The organism is Bradyrhizobium acaciae (genome assembly GCF_020889785.1).
Classification (GTDB): domain Bacteria; phylum Pseudomonadota; class Alphaproteobacteria; order Rhizobiales; family Xanthobacteraceae; genus Bradyrhizobium; species Bradyrhizobium acaciae.
The window spans coordinates 70,843-88,510 of record NZ_JACMYK010000007.1 but is presented as its reverse complement, the minus strand read 5'-3'; the positions used below and the strand labels follow the sequence as shown (position 1 = coordinate 88,510).

At 61.0% G+C, this 17,668-nt stretch carries 24 protein-coding genes; 12 read left to right on the top strand and 12 right to left on the bottom strand.

The annotated features are described in order from the left end of the window. Positions 1 to 140: 140 nt before the first annotated feature. The 6 genes from H8A92_RS05755 to hemN all read left to right on the top strand — a co-directional run bounded on the left by H8A92_RS05755 (position 141) and on the right by hemN (position 4,583). Complete coding sequence (locus tag H8A92_RS05755; protein ID WP_229194876.1) at positions 141 to 977, top strand: universal stress protein; 837 nt, start codon at positions 141 to 143, stop codon at positions 975 to 977. Between the two features lie 27 nt (positions 978 to 1,004). After that, a complete protein-coding gene (locus H8A92_RS05750) occupies positions 1,005 to 1,349 on the top strand; it encodes a c-type cytochrome (protein ID WP_229194875.1) in 345 nt (114 codons plus the stop codon). Positions 1,350 to 1,411: 62 nt separating this feature from the next. Further along, positions 1,412 to 2,134, top strand: coding sequence for a CBS domain-containing protein (locus H8A92_RS05745; RefSeq protein WP_229194874.1), 723 nt, complete (start codon positions 1,412 to 1,414; stop codon positions 2,132 to 2,134). Positions 2,135 to 2,153: 19 nt separating this feature from the next. Further along, positions 2,154 to 2,321 (top strand): hypothetical protein, encoded by a 168-nt coding sequence (locus H8A92_RS05740; protein ID WP_229194873.1) that lies wholly within the window; start codon positions 2,154 to 2,156, stop codon positions 2,319 to 2,321. A 177-nt stretch (positions 2,322 to 2,498) separates the two neighbouring features. After that, positions 2,499 to 3,176 carry a helix-turn-helix domain-containing protein gene (locus H8A92_RS05735; RefSeq protein ID WP_229194872.1) on the top strand — a complete coding sequence of 226 codons (678 nt, stop codon included), beginning with the start codon at positions 2,499 to 2,501 and terminating at the stop codon, positions 3,174 to 3,176. 54 nt (positions 3,177 to 3,230) lie between these two features. Further along, entirely contained in the window at positions 3,231 to 4,583 is a 1,353-nt protein-coding gene (gene hemN, locus H8A92_RS05730; RefSeq protein WP_229194871.1) for an oxygen-independent coproporphyrinogen III oxidase, read from the top strand. Between the two features lie 43 nt (positions 4,584 to 4,626). On the opposite strand, the gene opgC is transcribed toward hemN, so the two are convergent. Beyond that, on the bottom strand, positions 4,627 to 4,851 hold the full coding sequence (gene opgC / locus H8A92_RS05725; RefSeq protein WP_229194870.1) for an OpgC domain-containing protein: 225 nt from the start codon (positions 4,849 to 4,851) through the stop codon (positions 4,627 to 4,629). Between the two features lie 173 nt (positions 4,852 to 5,024). On the opposite strand from opgC, the gene H8A92_RS05720 reads away from it, so the two are divergent. Beyond that, a complete protein-coding gene (locus H8A92_RS05720) occupies positions 5,025 to 5,762 on the top strand; it encodes a CBS domain-containing protein (protein ID WP_229194869.1) in 738 nt (245 codons plus the stop codon). 542 nt (positions 5,763 to 6,304) lie between these two features. Here H8A92_RS05720 and H8A92_RS05715 read toward each other — a convergent pair. The 3 genes from H8A92_RS05715 to H8A92_RS05710 all read right to left on the bottom strand — a co-directional run bounded on the left by H8A92_RS05715 (position 6,305) and on the right by H8A92_RS05710 (position 7,610). After that, positions 6,305 to 6,565 carry a hypothetical protein gene (locus H8A92_RS05715; RefSeq protein WP_229194868.1) on the bottom strand — a complete coding sequence of 87 codons (261 nt, stop codon included), beginning with the start codon at positions 6,563 to 6,565 and terminating at the stop codon, positions 6,305 to 6,307. A 5-nt stretch (positions 6,566 to 6,570) separates the two neighbouring features. Beyond that, positions 6,571 to 6,696 (bottom strand): hypothetical protein, encoded by a 126-nt coding sequence (locus H8A92_RS40745; RefSeq protein WP_274613245.1) that lies wholly within the window; start codon positions 6,694 to 6,696, stop codon positions 6,571 to 6,573. A gap of 542 nt (positions 6,697 to 7,238) precedes the next feature. Continuing rightward, positions 7,239 to 7,610 carry a carboxymuconolactone decarboxylase family protein gene (locus tag H8A92_RS05710; RefSeq protein ID WP_229194867.1) on the bottom strand — a complete coding sequence of 124 codons (372 nt, stop codon included), beginning with the start codon at positions 7,608 to 7,610 and terminating at the stop codon, positions 7,239 to 7,241. 276 nt (positions 7,611 to 7,886) lie between these two features. Here H8A92_RS05710 and H8A92_RS05705 point away from each other — a divergent pair, with 276 nt between their 5' ends. The 3 genes from H8A92_RS05705 (at position 7,887) to H8A92_RS05695 (ending at position 9,708) form a co-directional block, all read left to right on the top strand. Continuing rightward, positions 7,887 to 8,621: a CBS domain-containing protein gene (locus H8A92_RS05705; protein ID WP_229194920.1), complete on the top strand. Its 735-nt coding sequence runs from the start codon at positions 7,887 to 7,889 to the stop codon at positions 8,619 to 8,621. A gap of 44 nt (positions 8,622 to 8,665) precedes the next feature. Further along, positions 8,666 to 8,920, top strand: coding sequence for a hypothetical protein (locus H8A92_RS05700; protein WP_229194866.1), 255 nt, complete (start codon positions 8,666 to 8,668; stop codon positions 8,918 to 8,920). Positions 8,921 to 8,988: 68 nt separating this feature from the next. Beyond that, on the top strand, positions 8,989 to 9,708 hold the full coding sequence (locus H8A92_RS05695) for a CBS domain-containing protein (RefSeq protein ID WP_229194865.1): 720 nt from the start codon (positions 8,989 to 8,991) through the stop codon (positions 9,706 to 9,708). A 54-nt stretch (positions 9,709 to 9,762) separates the two neighbouring features. On the opposite strand, the gene H8A92_RS05690 is transcribed toward H8A92_RS05695, so the two are convergent. The 4 genes from H8A92_RS05690 to H8A92_RS05675 all read right to left on the bottom strand — a co-directional run bounded on the left by H8A92_RS05690 (position 9,763) and on the right by H8A92_RS05675 (position 13,005). Continuing rightward, positions 9,763 to 11,151 (bottom strand): MBL fold metallo-hydrolase, encoded by a 1,389-nt coding sequence (locus H8A92_RS05690; RefSeq protein WP_229194864.1) that lies wholly within the window; start codon positions 11,149 to 11,151, stop codon positions 9,763 to 9,765. After that, complete coding sequence (locus tag H8A92_RS05685; RefSeq protein WP_229194863.1) at positions 11,148 to 12,161, bottom strand: LOG family protein; 1,014 nt, start codon at positions 12,159 to 12,161, stop codon at positions 11,148 to 11,150. Before H8A92_RS05685 ends, H8A92_RS05690 begins: the two co-directional genes overlap by 4 nt. After that, entirely contained in the window at positions 12,154 to 12,417 is a 264-nt protein-coding gene (locus tag H8A92_RS05680) for a hypothetical protein (protein ID WP_229194862.1), read from the bottom strand. Before H8A92_RS05680 ends, H8A92_RS05685 begins: the two co-directional genes overlap by 8 nt. Before the next feature lie 126 nt (positions 12,418 to 12,543). Then, entirely contained in the window at positions 12,544 to 13,005 is a 462-nt protein-coding gene (locus tag H8A92_RS05675; RefSeq protein WP_229194861.1) for a CBS domain-containing protein, read from the bottom strand. A gap of 339 nt (positions 13,006 to 13,344) precedes the next feature. On the opposite strand from H8A92_RS05675, the gene H8A92_RS05670 reads away from it, so the two are divergent. After that, a complete protein-coding gene (locus tag H8A92_RS05670) occupies positions 13,345 to 13,971 on the top strand; it encodes a LysE family translocator (protein WP_229194860.1) in 627 nt (208 codons plus the stop codon). Positions 13,972 to 14,005: 34 nt separating this feature from the next. Here the strand turns inward: H8A92_RS05670 and H8A92_RS05665 are convergent, their stop codons facing one another. Beyond that, the gene (locus H8A92_RS05665) at positions 14,006 to 14,470 is read right to left on the bottom strand and encodes a host attachment protein (RefSeq protein ID WP_229194859.1); all 465 of its coding nucleotides are present in this window, start codon (positions 14,468 to 14,470) and stop codon (positions 14,006 to 14,008) included. 128 nt (positions 14,471 to 14,598) lie between these two features. On the opposite strand from H8A92_RS05665, the gene H8A92_RS05660 reads away from it, so the two are divergent. Beyond that, positions 14,599 to 15,285 (top strand): CBS domain-containing protein, encoded by a 687-nt coding sequence (locus tag H8A92_RS05660; protein ID WP_229194858.1) that lies wholly within the window; start codon positions 14,599 to 14,601, stop codon positions 15,283 to 15,285. 93 nt (positions 15,286 to 15,378) lie between these two features. On the opposite strand, the gene H8A92_RS05655 is transcribed toward H8A92_RS05660, so the two are convergent. From H8A92_RS05655 to H8A92_RS05645, 3 genes are all read right to left on the bottom strand, one after another. After that, positions 15,379 to 16,026: a S1C family serine protease gene (locus H8A92_RS05655; RefSeq protein WP_229194857.1), complete on the bottom strand. Its 648-nt coding sequence runs from the start codon at positions 16,024 to 16,026 to the stop codon at positions 15,379 to 15,381. Between the two features lie 144 nt (positions 16,027 to 16,170). Further along, positions 16,171 to 16,671 carry a hypothetical protein gene (locus H8A92_RS05650; protein ID WP_229194856.1) on the bottom strand — a complete coding sequence of 167 codons (501 nt, stop codon included), beginning with the start codon at positions 16,669 to 16,671 and terminating at the stop codon, positions 16,171 to 16,173. A gap of 181 nt (positions 16,672 to 16,852) precedes the next feature. Next, positions 16,853 to 17,302 (bottom strand): c-type cytochrome, encoded by a 450-nt coding sequence (locus H8A92_RS05645; RefSeq protein WP_229194855.1) that lies wholly within the window; start codon positions 17,300 to 17,302, stop codon positions 16,853 to 16,855. Positions 17,303 to 17,668 lie beyond the last annotated feature (366 nt).

The following is a 17,668-nucleotide window of genomic DNA, read 5'->3' as shown; positions in this document are numbered from 1 at the left end:
CAACATTTGCGCGAAGGAGCGCTCGATGAATTGATCTCGCTCAATCAGAATCCACGGACGCGCATGAGGCAGATCAAATTGGCTCGCCTCGACCCGTGCTTTGATGGCACTTGCTTCTACACCCTTTTGGAGAATGGCCCATGTTCAAGAACATCCTGGTCCACATTCCGACGGAGCTGTCGCCACGTCCTGCGATCGACGGATCGGTCTCGCTCGCGCTCGGCACCGGCGCTCATCTGGACGCAATGGCGATCGGCTACGAGACTGCCAGCGTGCCGTTGGTCGTTGAAGGGGGCGCGGCGGTCGCTTCGCTGTTCGAGGCCGAACATGCCCAGGCACTCGAACGCGCCGATGCGGCACTGCGGGTCTTCGACATCGAGGCGCGGAATGCAGGGATATCCTACACGACCCGCGCCGTGGGTGCGCTCCCCATCGATGCTCGCGAGATCATCTGCGCGAACGCACGACTGCACGATCTGACAGTGGTGGTGCAGCCGCTGGGCGAATACAATAGCTACGACAACGTGATCCCGCGCGAGCTTCTGTTCCAGGCCGGTGGCCCCGTCCTTTTCATGCCCTACACGTTCCACGGCGCATTTTCGGCGAAGCGCATTGGGATCTGCTGGGACGGCAGCCGGCTCGCAGCCCGTGCCCTGCGTGACGCAATGCCGCTGCTGCGCGCGGCCGATGCCCTCGCGGTCATCACCATCGCCGGCGCTGATCCAATTCCCGCCGAGTGCTCGACCGACCATCTGGTGCGCTATCTTGCCAAGGCGGGGCTTCCGGCCAAGATCACGTCGCTGCCAGCATCCCGGTCGGAAGTCCAATCTATCCTGCTGTCGATCGCGGCGGATGAGAGCATCGACCTTCTGGTGATGGGTGGATACGGGCACTCCCGGCTGCAGGAAACCCTGCTCGGCGGCGTGACGCGCGACATGCTGCGCGCGATGACCGTTCCGGTCCTGATGTCGCATTAAGCGTCGATTGACCTGAGGCACATCGTCATGACGTTTCGGCATACTGTCGGCTATGGCTTCGCTTTTGTTGCCGGCGTATTCTGCGCCACGCTGACTCCGGCCGCCGCGGACCAGGAGCAAGGTCGTCGCCTTGCGCAGCTTTACTGTGCCCGCTGCCATGCGATCGACCGGGTGAGCGCGAGCCCGCTGAAGATCGCACCGCCGTTCCGGACATTGCACGAACGCTATCCGGTCGAAATGCTGCAGGAGGCGCTGGCGGAAGGTATCGTCACCGGCCACCCGACCATGCCCCAGTTCAGCTTTGATTCCGACCAGGTGGGCGACTTCATTCTGTTCTTGAAATCGTTGGAGCGCAGCAAAGCAGACCGTTGAGCCAGGTCAACGTGCGAGGACACACAGGCTTTATCGTTCCGTCATCAACATGGAGGTCCGAAATGCGCGCGCATCAGATCATGACCAAACATATCATTGCCGTCAGCCCGCACACGAAGATCCTGGATGCGGCCAACATCATGCTGCGATGTCATCTCAGCGGCCTGCCGGTGATGGACGAGGACGGCACGCTCAGGGGCATGGTGTCCGAGGGAGATTTCCTGGAGCGCCGCGAGATCGGCACAGGACACAAGCGCTCGGCATGGCTGGAACTGTTCACCGGCGTGGGTCGCGCTGCGACCGATTTCGTGCACGAGCGCGGTCGGAGGGTCGAAGACGTCATGACGACAAACCCCATCACCGTCGATGAGCAGACGCCGCTCGACGTGATTGTGCACTTGATGCACAAGCACGACGTGAAGCGGGTGCCGGTTGTGAATGGCAAAACCATGGTCGGAATCGTCACCCGGGCAGACATCCTGCAGGCCGTCGCATCGCTGGCTCGCGAAGTGCCTGACCCGACGGCCGATGATACCCACATCCGTGAACGGATTCTGCGCGAAATCAACGCCACCGGCTGGCGGCCGGCCGGCTTCCAGGTCTGGGTGCGCAACGGCGTCGTGCATCTGCACGGCCTGATCTTCGATGACCGCGCGCGTCAGGCCGCAATCGTGCTCGCCGAGAACACCTCTGGCGTCAAGGAAGTTCACGATCACCTTTGCTTCGTCGATGGTTACTCCGGCTACTACGTGGAGTCCCCTGAGGACATCAAGGCGGCTGGTTGATCAAATCGAGGAGCCTGACATGGCAATGAGTACACTAATTGTCGTTTCAGCCGTCTGTCTCATCTTTGCGATCTTTGCGCTCGTGCTCGCCCTGACCGACCGCAGCACGACGCGTTGGCTGCGCCAGCGCGACGACGAGAATCGCGCCAGCACGCGAGCCTCCTTTCCTGACAAGCACGTCGCCTGATCCAGCTCTCAATTCATGCGTTGCGAGACCGTTGTCTCGCAGCGTGCGGAGCCTTATGTCCCGCGCCTACGTATAAATACGTAAGTGGCTTCTACTTAGGGGAAATATCCAAATTTCCCGATCCAGGAGATCCGATCAATCTGCCTCCATCGATCTTCCCATCCATGGAGCGTTGCCATGCAGACCCAGACCGCAATTTCTCACGAGAGCAGCCGCCACCCGACCAACATCCTCAGCCGGCAGGTGCACGTCGAGGGGCCTTTCGGCATGATCGGGACATCGATGCGGTTCGCGCGCAACAGCGAGATCTATGGCGAAGACGAGGCCGCGGAATACCTCTACCAGGTCGTTTCAGGCGCCGTCCGAACCTACAGGATTCTGGAAGATGGACGTCGCCAGATCGGAGCATTCTATCTGCCCGGCGATATCTTCGGCTTCGAGGCCGGCGAAACTCATATCTCTTCCGCCGAAGCGGTCTCCGAGACCCGGGTCATCGTGGTCAAGCGCGCCGCACTCATGGTCCGTGCGACTCACGAAAAGGATCTGGCACGGCAGCTATGGGACGCGACGGCCCAGGAGTTGCGCCGTTTCCAGGAGCATCTGATGCTCCTGATCTGCAGCGCTGAAGATCGTGTCGTCGGCTTCCTGCACGATATGGCGCGTCGCGCCGTCAAGAATGCGGCCATCGAGCTTCCAATGTCGCGACAAGATATCGCCGACTACCTCGGTCTGACGATCGAAACGGTATCACGCACCTTTACCCAGCTCGAGCAGAACGGCGTGATCTCACTTCTGACCTCGCGACGGGTGCAATTGCGCAACCGCGCGATGTCGAGCCGGATCATGGCGGCGTGAGCAGGGACGCGCCAGGCTCCGCAAACCGGTCGTGGGTGAGAGGCAAGAAATCGAATGCGGTCAAATCTGGCGATCACCTATGGGCAGGACAGGCTGCCGCGCTACACCAGCTATCCCACGGCACCGCATTTTTCTGCGGAGATCGGCGAGACCGATTACCGGACATGGCTCAGGTCGGTCCCAACTCGACGGCCGGCCTCGATCTACCTGCATGTCCCGTTCTGCCGGTCGATGTGCTGGTATTGCGGGTGCCACACCTCCATCACCAGCCGCGACGAACCGGTGGCCATTTACGCTGCCGGCCTTCGGACCGAAGCGCATCTCGTCGCGGAAGCGGTCGGTCAACGATTGCCCATCTCACACATCCATTTCGGCGGCGGCACGCCGACGGTCATGACGCCTGAAACGTTCGCCGACCTCATCGGCGCCCTGCGTCACTCGTTCTTCGTGCAGCCCGACGCCGAGATTGCCGTCGAGATCGATCCACGCACACTGACCGAGCCGATGGCGGAAGCGTTGGGCTACAGCGGCGTCAACCGCGCGAGCCTCGGCGTCCAGAGCTTCGATCCCGTCGTTCAGCACGCGATCAACCGTTCGCAGAGCCTCGAGCAGACCGCGGAAGCGCTCGAACGGCTGCGTCGTGCTGGCGTCGGCCGCATCAACTTCGACCTGCTCTACGGCCTGCCGGCCCAGACCGTCGATTCCTGTCTGGACACCATCGACAAATGCATCGCGCTGCGGCCGGGCCGGTTTTCCGTGTTCGGATACGCCCACATTCCATCCTTCAAGAAGCACCAACGCATGATCGACGAGGCGTCGCTGCCGGACAGCCTCGAGCGGCATCGTCAGTCCGAAGCGATCGCGCGGGCACTCACCGATGCCGGATACGTCCGCATCGGCCTCGACCATTTCGCGCTCCCTGACGACAATCTGGCCACAGCGAAGCGCGCGGGCCGGCTGCGGCGTAACTTCCAGGGCTACACTGACGATTCTGCCGAGGTCCTGATTGGGCTCGGTGCCAGCGCAATCGGCCGCATGCCGCAGGGCTTCGTGCAGAATGCAGTTGCGACACGCGATTACCTCGCGCGCATCGCCCAAGACCGGCTTGCCACGGTCAAGGGCTACATGCTGACGGCGGAGGACCGTTTCCGTTCCGACATCATCGAGCGCATCATGTGCGACATGGCCGTCGACCTGCCGCGGATATGCCGCCAGCACCACCGGGATCCGAGTTCGGTTGTCGTCGATCGCTCCCGGCTCGACAAGCTTATCGCGGACGGCGCCGTGACGATGAGGGGTGACCGCCTTTGTGTCAGCAATGACGCAGAGTTCCTGGTCCGAAGCGTCGCTGCGGCGTTCGACGCTCACCTTGGCCGCACCACGGCCCGGCACAGCCGAGCGGTCTAGATCGCGACCGTCGTTGCCCCAAGCGGAGCCCGGTCCGGCCCATCTATAACAGTTTCGGATGTTGCCGGCTTCGTTTGCCGATCCAGGTCATGCATGTCGCGAACAAGACGAGCGTCGCGCCCCCTGCAGCGCTCACCACGAGTTGCGCCGCGATGCTGTTGGACACCTCGGTGAGATACAAACTCGCCAGCAGGGAAAGCACGACGCCGACACAGTAGGTTTCGAGCGAACGCTCGCCGCAGCGAATTGCTCCCTTCAGACCGACCACGGCAAATCTTCGACAGCTTACCAGGTTCTGTTGCCTGCCGTCACAGGCGACATATCAGCGCGATTACATGATCGTCCGGTTGATAAGTATCAACACACCGTGTCCTTTCCGAGAGTTAGCTGAAATGTGTCAGCTCAACTTGGAGGACTCGCACTGTGCGCGTACGGGAGATCATGTCACGGAACGTCATCACCATCGCTGCCGATGCAGCGGTGATCGACGCCATCAAGACGATGCTGTCCCATCATATCAGTGGCCTTCCGGTCATCGATCAGGATGGAGCGCTCGTCGGCATACTGTCGGACGGAGATTTCATCAGGCGCGTGGAAGTTGGAACGGAAAAGCGCCGCGGTCGCTGGCTTGCCATGCTCGCGGGTACAAACCAGGCCGCGCTCGACTTCGCCCGCCAACACGGCCGCAAGGTCAGTCAGATCATGTCGCCTAACCCGATCACAGTCGAGGAGGACACCCCGCTCGAGCAGGTCGTCCAACTCATGGAATCGCACGGCGTCACGCGATTTCCGGTCATGCGTGATAAAGCGCTGGTCGGGATGGTTACGCGTACGGACTTCATGACCGCTATCGCGAGCCTTCGCCTAGACGAGCCCTCGTTTTCCGGCAGTGACGATCAGATCCGCGCGGCGGTCATTGCGGCACTGGCGCATGCACGCTGGCGACCCGCTGCGCTGAACGTCAGCGTGCACGATGGTATTGTCAGCCTGCGTGGCAGCGTGCGGAGCGACAATGAGCAGAAGGCAACGATCGTTGCAGCGGAGAACGTCGGTGGCGTGAAGCGGGTCGAAGATCAGCTGGCTAGAATCACCTACCCACCGCCGGAAGAAGACTATGGCGGCGGCGACTTTGTGTCGTTGCAGGAAGAGCCCTCCACGGAGGACGATCGACCGTTGTAGGCGCACGCGACAGATGCAGACGTTTTATGCAAGTGCCGCTACCGCATCGGCAGATCTAGCGCCAACTCGTGCCTAAAATTTACCTGAAACTTGCTTCCCGTGGCTTGAGCAGCATCAATCTCGCAACACGAGGCCGCACGATAGCTATGCCGCACAGAATGGATGACACACGGACACGAGGCCACTAGCGGGATGACCGGGAGCAGGATTGATTCGCATCAAGGCCTGTTTTCCTCCGAGTGCGATCCTTGTGTTGATACGATGAATGACCTTGACCACAAATGGATCGATCGCAGCAACAGAACGCACAGAGACTTGACGACGCGAGCGATACGAGCGCTCGCGGCGTTACAGCCCCCACACCGACGCCCACGTTCAATCAGCCAGTGCGACGCCGGCAGCCTCGACGCCGTCCAACCGTCTCATGGTACGGCCGTCTGCTCATTGTTGGAGCGTTGCTGGTCGCCGCCGGCTGGGAGATCTTCCGGCTGCTTCTGACCATCATCACTCTCGACTGAATGTTCGTTGAACGGATTTCTGGTTCAGCTGGATATTGGGGGCGCATCCTGCACCAACTCGGCTGAGCTATATGCGTCAAACTTCGACTTTCGGAAGTACACCGAGGCCTCTCCCGGAACGGCCACGCAACGATGCTTCCTGGCAAACTGTGCGACCTTGGCAGCAGCCACCTCATTGATCCCAAACAACCGCTCATAATCATGGTCGGAGATACTCAAAACACCGCCAGCGCCGAGACGATCGAGTCGCGATCGCAACTCGACAAGAGTGAGGTTTTCATTCATTCCCATTACCAGATCTCTAGACTGAGCTGGACTTCCGCTCCAAGCGAGCCGTCCTTCACGGGATATGCGATCACAGCCAGACCGATGATGAACCGGGCGTACTGATCGACAAGTCCGACGTTGCGTGTCATGGCAATCTGCCTCCTTTAACGCGGCTCCACTTTGAACGCACTCCGGCTCGTACCCCTTGATCGCGATCAATCCACACGGCTGTTACGCATGGCGACTCTGCCAAGGCTGAGCCGGGTCAAACCCGCCTCGGTCCCCTGAGCTTTCGTCGGTCGCCCGCCTAATCTGGATCCCGCCCGATGCTGCGGGCCGAGCGCGCGAGCTCCTCATATCCAGCCGCGATCTTCATGAAGTGATCGCGAATCGCCTGGTCCTGATATCGTGCGGCTAGGCGCTTCGTCCGCTCTGCCCGGGATGCCCAATATGAGGCGTCGTCCTGAGGCTTTCGGGCACGTGGCTCCTTCCGCACGGCTGCATCGGCATTTTTCGCCGCTTGACGTGGTGGCTGCGCAACAGTGACGGCTTCGCTCCCGTGTTGCTGCGGCAGGCCCCGCTTGGCATATCCAGAGCACATCATACCAATCTTCCAGCCATCGAAGCACGGCAGCTCCGGTCCCTTTGGGCAGTTCGCCATCGGCCTCGCACCGAGCAAGGTTGATCCGGATCAATCCATCGCCGGCTCGGCAACCACCGCACGTTCCTGAAACTGGTCGTAAGCGCCAAGCGCGTCGGCGGCATACATCAAGGAGGGACCGCCGCCCATGTAGACTGCCATTCCGAGCGTCTCCTCGACCTCCTTGCGGCCGACCCCAAGCTTGACCAAGGCCTCGGCGTGGAAGCCGATGCAGCCGTCGCAGTGAGCGGCAACGCCCAGCGCGAGCGCGATCAATTCCTTGGTCCGGGCATCGAGCGCGCCATTTCTGGTGGCCGCCTGCGCCATTGCCGAGAACGCTCGCATGGTTTCAGGAATACCCTTGCGCAGCTGGCCCAGATTGCTGGAGATGTGCCTGCAGACGTCGGCATAGTCCTTTTGCATGCGACCCTCGGTCTTCGACGTTCAGGGGAAGGGCGGCTCCGCCGACGGGGATGCAACGGCGAACGCCGCCCTTATCCAATGCAGCCCGGCAACACGATCTGGCCTCTCTGAAGGACGTGCGTGTTCGGCCTGCCAGGACCCGCATTTTGTAACTCAGCGACCGCGCGTGACATTTGCGCCAGATCAAAGCGCACGCACTTCGCCGCTTGCGCCAGATCAACTTACCCCACACATCAGGAGCTAAGCTCACGCTCCAGAACGATGGGAGAACTTCGGATGTTCGCGCACCAGATCATGGCCCGCAACGTGCTCTCGACAACGCCGGACAGCACCATCCTCGACGCGGCAAACATCATGCTTCAGCACCGCGTCAGCGGGCTTCCAGTGATCGACCATGACGGCACCCTCGTCGGCATCATCACGGAAGGCGATTTCCTCCATCGCAGCGAGCTCGGCACCGAACGGAAGCGCAACTGGTTGATGACCTTCATCCTCGGACCGGGAAAATGGGCCGAGGATTACGTACTCGAGCATGGACGCAAGGTCTCTGAGATCATGACCCCTGCGCCATTTACCGTAGCCGAGGATGCGCCGCTGACAACGGTCGTCGAACTGATGGAGAAGAACAATGTCAAACGGCTCCCGGTGGTTAGTGGCGGCAAGCTTGTCGGCATCATCACCCGCAGCAATCTGCTGCGAACGGTGGCGCGCCTCGCACACGACATACCTGCTCCAACCGAAAACGAAGACGACCAGATCCGGCGACGCATCCTCGACGAGATCGAGCGGAACGCCTGGTGCCCGTTAGGCCTCAGCGTCATCGTCCGGGGCGGCATCGTCCACTTGAGCGGCATGATTACCGAAAGCAGATTTCGCAAGGCTGCGATCGTAGCGGCCGAGAACGTTCCCGGAGTCATCGAGGTGCATGATCACCTCTGCTGGGGCGATAGTTTCTCGGGCTTCTACCTGAAATCGCCGGACGATCAGGAGCTGGAGAAGCAGGCTCACTAGAAGCGTGCTTGACGAGCGACATTCCAGATGCGTCGTGAACGTTGATGGCGCAGACAAATCTCCAAAAAGCTCGTCGCTTTGTTGATCCAGAGCAACGCCATTCCGCTGCGATGCGTTCAATTTCAAACCACCACGCATTCGGAGCTTCCGCAATGGCCCGTGAAACAGCAAATGCTATTATGATGATTTTCTTGTTCGGATCGCTTTTGATCGCCATCCACCTGTCGGAACGCATCGCGACGAAGCGACTGAGAGCATTAGCGCTACGGGCGCGACGTCGCGCTCACTCAGGCGGTTGAGCCTCGTCAAAAGGGGCGCCGCGCGAAAGCTGCCAATTTGGAATCGACAAGCTCCATCGGAGGCATTGATGCGCGCCCATCAGATCATGACGAAGAATGTCGTCACCGTCGCGCCCCGGACCTCAATCGAGGACGCCGCCAACATCATGCTGCGAAACCAAGTCAGCGGCCTGCCGGTCGTCGACGGCGGCAAGTTGGTGGGAATAGTGTCGGAAAGCGACTTTCTGCGCCGCAGCGAGATCGGGACCGAGCGCAAGCGTTCGGCCGTTCTCCAGTTCCTGTTCGGACCCGGCCGCGCAGCCGACGACTTCGTCCACGAGCGCGGTCGCAGGATCGAGGACGTGATGACACTGGATCCGGTCACGGTCGAAGCACAAACGCCGCTCGAGGAGCTGGTGCGCCTGATGGAGAAAAAGGACATCAAGCGGTTACCCGTGATGCGCGGCAAGGACCTTGTCGGCATCGTGACCCGGTCAAATCTGCTCCAGGCCGTGGCCAGTCTGGCGCACGAGATTCCGGATCCGACCGCAGACGACGATCATATCCGCGATCGCATCCTGCGGCAGGTCGACGCCGCGAGCTGGCACCCCATCGGATTCGAGGTGACCGTCCGCAACGGCGTTGTCCATCTGCATGGCATCGTCACAAGTGACCATGCCCGCGAAGCAACCATGGTGGCCGCGGAGAACACCGCTGGCGTCAAGGAGGTGCACGATCACCTTTGCTTCGTGGATACCTATACCGGCTTCTACGTTGAATCTCGGGAAGACAAGAGGGCTACGCGCTGAAACGACCAAGAACTCGCTTGGCCGAGGATCGTCCGGCTCATCTTCGCAGACCGCCTATAGATCGAATACGTCTCCCAGACGCGGTAGCTCCACCCGCTGTCCCTCCAAATGCGCAGCGAGCGCCTGCATGGCGGGCTCTTCGCCATGGACCAGGAACGTTGCCTCGCATCCCTCGATCGCGCGTCGCCATGCGAGCAGTTCCGGCTGATCGGCGTGAGCTGAAAATCCGTTGATCGTGTAGACCGCGCTGCGAACCGCAATGTCCTCGCCGAACAGCCGCACCGACTTGGCCCCATCGATAATCTGCCGCGCAATCGTTCCCGAGGCGGCGTATCCGACGAATACGACCGCCGATTCCTTGCGCCAGATGTTGTGCCGGAGATGATGGCAAATTCTGCCGCCCGTGCACATCCCGGACCCGGCCATGATGACGGCACCGCCCGTTATCCTGTTGATGGCGACCGAATCAGCACTCTCGCGGACGAGACGCAGATTCGCCGGCTGCAGCGGATCCCGGCCTTCACGAAACATGGAGGCGGCCTCGGAGCTCAGACATTCGGGATGCCGCTTGAATATCTCGGTCGCCGAGATCGCCATCGGCGAATCCAGGAAGATCGGCACGGCTGGCGGCAACCTGCTGCACGCCACCCCCTGGCGCAGGGCATAGAGGATCTCCTGGGCGCGCTCGAGCGCGAAGGTCGGGATGATGACGTTGCCACCGCGCGCCAGCGTGCTGCTGACCGCGCCGTAGAGCTCCTCGATGGAGTCTTGCAGCGACCGATGGCGCCTGTCACCATATGTCGATTCCATGACGATAATGTCGGCGCGAGCGGGAGGGCACGGCAGCCGCAGCAGCGGGCGACCCGCGTTGCCAAGATCGCCCGAGAACAGCACCGAACGCGTGCGGTCGTGCTCGGCAGCCTCGATCAGGATGCTCGCGGAGCCCAGGATATGGCCGGCATCGAAGAAGGTCGCGCGGAGTCCCTCTGCGAGTTGCAGCGGCTGTCCATACTCTGCCGTCCTTCCAAATCGATCGAAGCAATCAAGCGCTTCGACGACGCTGTAGAGCGGCAAAGGCGGATCCTCTTCCCCACGCCTGCGCCATTGGCGGGCTCTCCGCTGCGCGTCCTCCTCCTGAAGATGTGCGGCATCGACCAGCACGAGACGGGCCAATTCGCGACTAGCCGCAGTCGAGATCACCTCACCTCTGAACCCTCGCTTGGCGAGTAATGGAATCCTGCCGCAGTGATCCAGGTGGGCATGGGTCAGCAGAACATAGTCAATGGTTGCAGGATCGAACCCGAAAGCCGCGATGTTCTCTTCCACCAGGTCGCGGCTTCCCTGAAACAGACCGCAATCGACCAGGATGCGACGATTCAGGCATTCGACCAGGTGACAGGACCCGGTCACCGCGCGATCGGCGCCATGAAAGGATAATTTCACGATTCGACCTCTCGACTGATCGACTTGCGCCGTGAGGCGACTTCTCCAATCGGAAGCAGCGGCTGGCCCGCCGCCTGGTACCACCGCAGAATGCCCTGCCAGGCTTCCTCGGCGGATTCTGCAAACCAAAACAGGTCCCTGTCTTCCGGATCGATGACCCCCTCCTCGACGAGGAAGTCTGGATCAAACGCGCGACGCCAATACGACTCGCCGACCAGCACGACCGGAACCGGCGCGATCTTTCGGGTTTGCGCCAATGACAGCACTTCGAACAGTTCGTCCATTGTGCCAAACCCGCCCGGGAATGCCACCAGCGCCCTCGCGCGCATCAGGAGATGCAACTTTCGCATCGCGAAATAGTGAAACTTGAAGCAGAGCTCGGGCGTGACATATTGGTTCGGGTCCTGCTCCTTCGGAAGCGTGATGTTCAGTCCGATCGACTGGGCCCCGACGTCGCGCGCACCCCGGTTGGCTGCTTCCATGATGCCCGGGCCGCTACCGGTCATGATCATGAGGCGGCCACCGATGGCCTTTTCGCCCGCGGCACCGACGATCTGGCCGAACTCGCGCGCGATCCTGTAATACTTGCTCTTCGCCGCAATACTCCGTGCCGTCTTGAGACGGCGCTGCAAACCGTCATCATCGGGATTCAACGAGAGCTCGCCAGCTATCGAGGCGACGGCCCGACGGGCCGCTTGCGCTTCGCAGATGCGAGTGCTGCCAAAGACGACGATCGTATGAGCGATCTGATGTTCCCGGAGCAGGGTCTCGGCCTTGAGGAAATCAAGTTGGAGACGAATGCCGCGTGCGGCTTCGCTCTGCAGGAACTCTCCGTCCCGATCCGCTTCTTGGTAGCTTGGCGATTGCAGGATGCTGCGCAGAAGGCTGGGCGCGCGACTGTCCCCCTGCGCGTCCTGGGGCTGCTCTCCCGGGAATGCCGCGATCCTGTCGACGCGGTGGGCCCGCCTCGGGTTCGGACGAGCCGATGGCAGATCGCGTTCGTCAGTCATGCGCCGGCATGCCGTCCGTCTCGGAGGATGTGGGCGCCATATTGTCCTTCAGGGCCTCACGAACCTCGTCGTCTTCCAACGCATCCAGTAGCCAGCGGCGATCAGCCGACCTCTCGCAACCACTATCTGCTTCAGATTTCACGGGTTGCTCGACGGCCGGCAACTTCATTCGGTCAGTCATGGCGAACCTCATCAGCGCCCGATGGACACTGCCAGCATCCGCGATCGCCTCCGCGGAAACCTTGAGCAGGGTCAATTCAGCGATAGCTTTCCTTGAGGGCAAGGTACGGCATGAGCCTGCTTCTTGCTGTTCTTGCACTCGACCCGAAGCGCGCTCGGATCAATCGCACGCCCCACACCTGACTGCCGGGCGGCCTCCGCATCAGTCGCCCTCGGATCGCGCGAGTATTCGCTCAAGCGCGGTGATCAGCTGCACGCGGCCAACGATGCCAACGACACGAGTATCCCGGAGGACCATGACTTGCGATATCTGATGCTTGTCCATTTCGACAACGATCTCGTCCACAGTCGCGCATTCATCGACGCAAATGGGCTTGCGGCTCATCACGGCGTCGACACTCAGGGCCCGGGTCCGCTCGCGGACCAGCCGCCCCTCCTCTCTGCTCAGCAGCCATTCGAGCCAAAAGCCCTCTGGCCAATGCACGCCGAGTTCGCGGCGGTGAAGGAAGTCGCCCTCGGAGATAACACCGATCAGCGCCCCTGAGCCATCGAGCACAGGCAAGCCGCGCTGGCCAGTTTCCAGCAATAGACGAACGGCATCGAGCAATGGCGCGGCGGGTTTGATCGTCACGAACGACGTACGCATGACATCCGACGCCAACATGGCACTCTCCCTAGAGTTTTTTTGTACGCGATGATCCGCCAGCATCGGTCAAAAACGGAAGGCCGGGCTGACCTGGATCAATAAACCGCGCAGGTTTTGTAACCGCTGGTTTTCGCCGCAAGATCGCTCGGCGGGTTGTCAGCTCACATGGGCAGCGCCGGTAGAGGACGGGACCGCCAGCCCGATTTGCCCACGTCGAAAGCTACTCGCAGAAGCTCGCGGCTGTTGCCGCCCTTGCCGGCAGCACCCACGTAAGCTCGAAATGGAAAATTTGACCGTGATCAAGCCATCAAACCAACATCTAGGGCAATCCCGCCTCGGAAACGCACGGATCGAACCATGGGTGGAAACTCTCTATTTGCTTTCGCACTCACGGCCACGCTCATCGAACTGACACCGGGACCTAACATGGGCTATCTCGCGGTACTGGCCGTTTCGGTCGGTCGGCGAGCCGGTCTTGCCGCAACGGCTGGTGTCGCCTGCGGCTTATTAGGAGTTGGGATCGCATCATCCCTCGGCCTTGCAGCTCTCGTCGCGACCTCCACCCCGCTTTACGAAGCCCTTCGCTGGGGTGGCGCGCTCTACCTGCTTTGGCTTGCCTGGCAAGGATGGCGCGATGCTCCGCGAGAGATCGTCAAGCCAGTCGATGCGGCGGCGCACTCCAAATTCTTCTTCAGGGGCTTGATTACCAATCTACTCAATCCCAAGGCCGGCGCTTTCTATCTATCGATTTTTCCGACGTTCATCGATGAGGCACGGCCACTGCTTCAGCAGACAGCGATCCTGCTGACGACGTACATTGCGATAGCGACCGCAATTCATGCGGCTGTCGTGATTTCAGCGAACGCCATCCGGCCAACCATCGAAAAGCGGGCAAACACAATGCTCATCGGGCGCATAATGTCAGTGTTGCTGGCCGTTGTCGCAATCTGGCTGTTCTATACGACGAGACGGACTTACTCTTGAACTCGCTCTTGAGACACTGTCGGCCGTACAGCGTCTATCGTGTAGGCGACGCGAGCGCCTCCATAATGTGCCTTTCAATTTCCCCGACGGGAAGCCTCGTCAGGTCCTTGGGAATCTCCGCAATGATGTGACGCTTGACATCGGGATGCAGTGTCGCCCGAAGCTGTGCCAGCGTGCGCGGCGGAGCAACGATGACAAGCGCCGTCGTCCGTCCACTCCGGACAATCTCCTCCGCAGCCCGCGCAATTCGCCTTGTGAACCGATACTCCTCGAGTTCGTGCCAGTTCGTCGGTTCGACGGCTCCCCGCCGACCGGAGACGATCCCCTTTATGAAGTGTCCCGGGCGGTCCGTGCCTTGCAGATGCGTTGGCGGGTTGCGATCTTCGAACACCGCCTCCGCCTTCAGGCTGGGGAACCGATCGTCGCCTTCGTTGCGGAGCAGCAGCGCCTTGCGCCCGTCTCCGACAAACACGAGCGCGTTCTTTGGAATTCCTGCCATCTCGACATCCTCCGCTTCAACGGTCCTCTCTAGGACCAGGGAACTCCGAATCGATTGATCGGGGTCAAATCACGCATCCGCACGATCCCGCAGGATGCGACATCTTCCCGGCTACAGAGAGCACGATCATGCAAGCACGCGACGTCATGGTGTCACCCGTCATCACGGTGGACTCCAACGCAACGGTTCGACTAGTCGCTTCCCTGCTGCTCCAGCACCGCATCAGCGCCGTCCCCGTTGTGGGCAAGGACAGCGAACTCGTCGGGATCGTCACGGAAAGCGACTTGATGCATCGGACTGAAGCCGGCACCGAGCGCCCGTATTCCTGGTGGCTGCGGCTTCTGGTCGGAGACGCGCAAATGGCGTCCGACTACGTGAAGTCCCATGCTGTCAAGATCGCAGACATCATGACCCGCAAGGTCGTGACCGCGACGCCGGAGACGCCTCTGCATGAAATTGCGATGCTGCTCGAAAAGCATGGCATCAAGCGCATACCCATCGTCGATGAAACCGGCCACCTCGTCGGCATCGTCAGCCGGGCCAATCTGCTCCAGGCTGTCGCGAGCGCCCGGCCGAAGCTGGAGAATTCGCCTGCCGATTCCGTCATCAGAAAGAGATTGCTCGGCGAGCTTCGCGGGCAACCATGGGCACACACATTCAATCTGACCGCGACCGTACAGAACGGCGTCGTCGACCTGTGGGGATATGCGCCATCCGCCGCCGAGCGCACGGCGATCCGGATTGCCGCCGAGGCAATCCCCGGTGTCGTTGCTGTGAACGATCACCTTCTGGAAACGCCGATCATGGTCTACTGATCGGTGCACGATCATTGAGCGGGCAACCATTCAGCTTGCTAATCAAATCAGTCACACCTCAAAGCGATCCGCGATCCGCGATCCGTGGAACGCCTAATTCATTCTGATGTAGAGACGATCGATGGCATCGGAGGGAATAGCGAGGCCGAAGGCGCGCTCGGATTCGGTCTCATCGACGCCGGCGGCAACAATGCCGATCACTTCGCCCCGCAGATTGAATAGAGCTCCGCCTGAACTGCCGCGATCCAGCAAGGCGTCGGTCTGAATGAGATCCTGGCAGGGGATGCCAGGCCGCGAACGATGCAGAGCGCTGACAATGCCGAAGCTAACGCTTGGAGCGGATCCCGAGGAGCCGCCGACCGCTAGGACGAAATCCCCGGGCTCGGCGTCGATCGATCGACCGACGCGGGCTGCGGTCAGGCCGGAGGCCGAAATTCTCAGCATGGCCAGGTCATATCTCTCGTCGGCCACCACGAATCTGGCGTCAAGCTGGCGCCCGTCGGACAATCGGACCGCAAGCGTCTTGGCGCCGCTGACCAGATGGTTGGTTGTTACGATCAATCCGGACTCCGCCTTGATGATGACGCCCGCACCATACACGTCGTTCGTCGTGCGAGGCGGTCCATTGGGAAGCTCGGGACCGGAGTCCATTGACCGGGCGGCTGCCGTAGCCTCCGTGCTGACCCTTATGCCGACGACACTTTGGATGACCTTCCCGACCAGGGGCGCAAGCGGTTGCATATCCCGGATTTCCCCTGCTTGCACTTGCCCGGGCCAGAGCAGGAGCATCCACGTCATGACGACGAGGAATGACGACAGGCGGTCGGACCACTTCCGTGCCAACTTGCAGCAGGGTCTTCTCGGGTCCATCTCGCGCCGCCTCGCCTATTCGGCTGCGGCGATCGGCAGCACGCCAGGCCGCTCCGCCGCGACGATTGCCTTCCATAATGCAGCGATGCTGCCCTGAGTGGCCGGCAGAATCGAGCAATGCCCTGCGGCGTCAAAATCACAGAACCGCGCTGCCGGATCGTCACATATCTCCGCAAACACCCGGTTGATCAGGTCGAGACATTCCAGGAGCTTGGTGATGTTCTCCAAACCAGCACGACGCTGAAGATCGAGGAGACGGAACGTCACGACCGGCGGCTCGCCGAACGAGATTTCGGGATGGGCGAGCCCGAAGAACACTTCGACAGCAGACGGCGCCTGTCTGATTCGATTGAGAAGGTTCGCTGCCTGGACTTCCGTGCAGGCAACCAGGCGAGGCTGCGACGCTCCGGGTACCGACACCGGACCCAGAACCGCCGATATCTGCTGCTCAAGCCAGAGGCGAACAGGAGCCGGGGCATTCTGAATTTGCTGGGCGTCAAGCATTATGCTGGTCATCGTTGATCCTCCACTTTCCTATGACCACTAGCGGCTCTGCTCGCAGCGGCCTTGACAGGGATCAATGATGCGGCAACTGCCTTGCGGCGCGTGCGGATGCCGCTCGTCTATGGCGGCAGATCGCGTTGCCGCTGCCGAGCAGCGTCGGCAGCACCGCGACCCGGACGCCTTTGTGGCGCGCTTACTTTTGCTGAATACGATTCAGGTAATCGATGACGGCGAGGATGCGCGTCCGCACGACGACTTCCCGCAAGTCCCGCGAAGGATCGAGCGCGTCGTAGGTCGGATCAACAGTGTGAGGCAGGCCCTTGACGGGGTTGAACCGTTCTCCCCAAATGGGCATCTCGTGGGTGCCGTGCGCGGAAATTGCTTTCCGTCCATCTATGGTTTCGTAAACGGCGTTTATGGGAAAGACCCCGTTGTTGTGCTTCGCCAACGCCGTCAAATCGGCAGGTGGCACCTTCAGCTGCTCGCTGACCGGTCCTTTGCCTCGTCCATCCGCACCATGGCAGCTTGCGCACGAAGCCTGAAACTCTGCCTTCCCGACATCGGCATCTTCAGCGTGGGCGGCCGCGGCGAAAACAGCGGCCAGACCGGCAATGATTAGCGGCTTTAAGCATCGGTTCCTCATATCGCGCCCCCGGGCTTTCGAATAAATCAGTTTAGCGGTGATGGATTTGCTTTAGTTTGATGTAAGTCAATGGACTGCAAGGTCGCGGCCTTGGAGCCCAACCGACCGGACTATGCCTGGCATCAAGCCGATGAAGTTTCCGTGGACTTCTCAGTGGAACGACCGCTCCACTTGCCGCGAACCCCGCTTTAAGCAAGGGGTCGCAAATGGTTTGTGCAACAACGGCCAGGGTCTACCTCGGTCATCATTTCCACTTCAATTCTCGGGCCGAGTCGAAAGCCACGGCTGGGCGGTTTACTCTCGGCCAAACCGAAGCGGATCCTTTCTGGATTCATCAAGTGCGGCTGCCGCGGCAGCGGCATGGCA

What these genes read in the sequence shown, in the direction of transcription:
- H8A92_RS05755 (WP_229194876.1), top strand. Translation starts at nt 141, where the DNA reads ATGTTCAAGAACATCCTGGTCCACATTCCGACGGAGCTGTCGCCACGT.
- H8A92_RS05750 (WP_229194875.1), top strand. Translation starts at nt 1,005, where the DNA reads ATGACGTTTCGGCATACTGTCGGCTATGGCTTCGCTTTTGTTGCCGGC.
- H8A92_RS05745 (WP_229194874.1), top strand. Translation starts at nt 1,412, where the DNA reads ATGCGCGCGCATCAGATCATGACCAAACATATCATTGCCGTCAGCCCG.
- H8A92_RS05740 (WP_229194873.1), top strand. Translation starts at nt 2,154, where the DNA reads ATGGCAATGAGTACACTAATTGTCGTTTCAGCCGTCTGTCTCATCTTT.
- H8A92_RS05735 (WP_229194872.1), top strand. Translation starts at nt 2,499, where the DNA reads ATGCAGACCCAGACCGCAATTTCTCACGAGAGCAGCCGCCACCCGACC.
- hemN (WP_229194871.1), top strand. Translation starts at nt 3,231, where the DNA reads ATGCGGTCAAATCTGGCGATCACCTATGGGCAGGACAGGCTGCCGCGC.
- H8A92_RS05720 (WP_229194869.1), top strand. Translation starts at nt 5,025, where the DNA reads ATGTCACGGAACGTCATCACCATCGCTGCCGATGCAGCGGTGATCGAC.
- H8A92_RS05715 (WP_229194868.1), bottom strand. Translation starts at nt 6,565, where the DNA reads ATGAATGAAAACCTCACTCTTGTCGAGTTGCGATCGCGACTCGATCGT.
- H8A92_RS40745 (WP_274613245.1), bottom strand. Translation starts at nt 6,696, where the DNA reads ATGACACGCAACGTCGGACTTGTCGATCAGTACGCCCGGTTCATCATC.
- H8A92_RS05710 (WP_229194867.1), bottom strand. Translation starts at nt 7,610, where the DNA reads ATGCAAAAGGACTATGCCGACGTCTGCAGGCACATCTCCAGCAATCTG.
- H8A92_RS05705 (WP_229194920.1), top strand. Translation starts at nt 7,887, where the DNA reads ATGTTCGCGCACCAGATCATGGCCCGCAACGTGCTCTCGACAACGCCG.
- H8A92_RS05700 (WP_229194866.1), top strand. Translation starts at nt 8,666, where the DNA reads ATGGCGCAGACAAATCTCCAAAAAGCTCGTCGCTTTGTTGATCCAGAG.
- H8A92_RS05695 (WP_229194865.1), top strand. Translation starts at nt 8,989, where the DNA reads ATGCGCGCCCATCAGATCATGACGAAGAATGTCGTCACCGTCGCGCCC.
- H8A92_RS05685 (WP_229194863.1), bottom strand. Translation starts at nt 12,161, where the DNA reads ATGACTGACGAACGCGATCTGCCATCGGCTCGTCCGAACCCGAGGCGG.
- H8A92_RS05675 (WP_229194861.1), bottom strand. Translation starts at nt 13,005, where the DNA reads ATGTTGGCGTCGGATGTCATGCGTACGTCGTTCGTGACGATCAAACCC.
- H8A92_RS05670 (WP_229194860.1), top strand. Translation starts at nt 13,345, where the DNA reads ATGGGTGGAAACTCTCTATTTGCTTTCGCACTCACGGCCACGCTCATC.
- H8A92_RS05665 (WP_229194859.1), bottom strand. Translation starts at nt 14,470, where the DNA reads ATGGCAGGAATTCCAAAGAACGCGCTCGTGTTTGTCGGAGACGGGCGC.
- H8A92_RS05660 (WP_229194858.1), top strand. Translation starts at nt 14,599, where the DNA reads ATGCAAGCACGCGACGTCATGGTGTCACCCGTCATCACGGTGGACTCC.
- H8A92_RS05655 (WP_229194857.1), bottom strand. Translation starts at nt 16,026, where the DNA reads ATGCAACCGCTTGCGCCCCTGGTCGGGAAGGTCATCCAAAGTGTCGTC.
- H8A92_RS05650 (WP_229194856.1), bottom strand. Translation starts at nt 16,671, where the DNA reads ATGACCAGCATAATGCTTGACGCCCAGCAAATTCAGAATGCCCCGGCT.
- H8A92_RS05645 (WP_229194855.1), bottom strand. Translation starts at nt 17,302, where the DNA reads ATGAGGAACCGATGCTTAAAGCCGCTAATCATTGCCGGTCTGGCCGCT.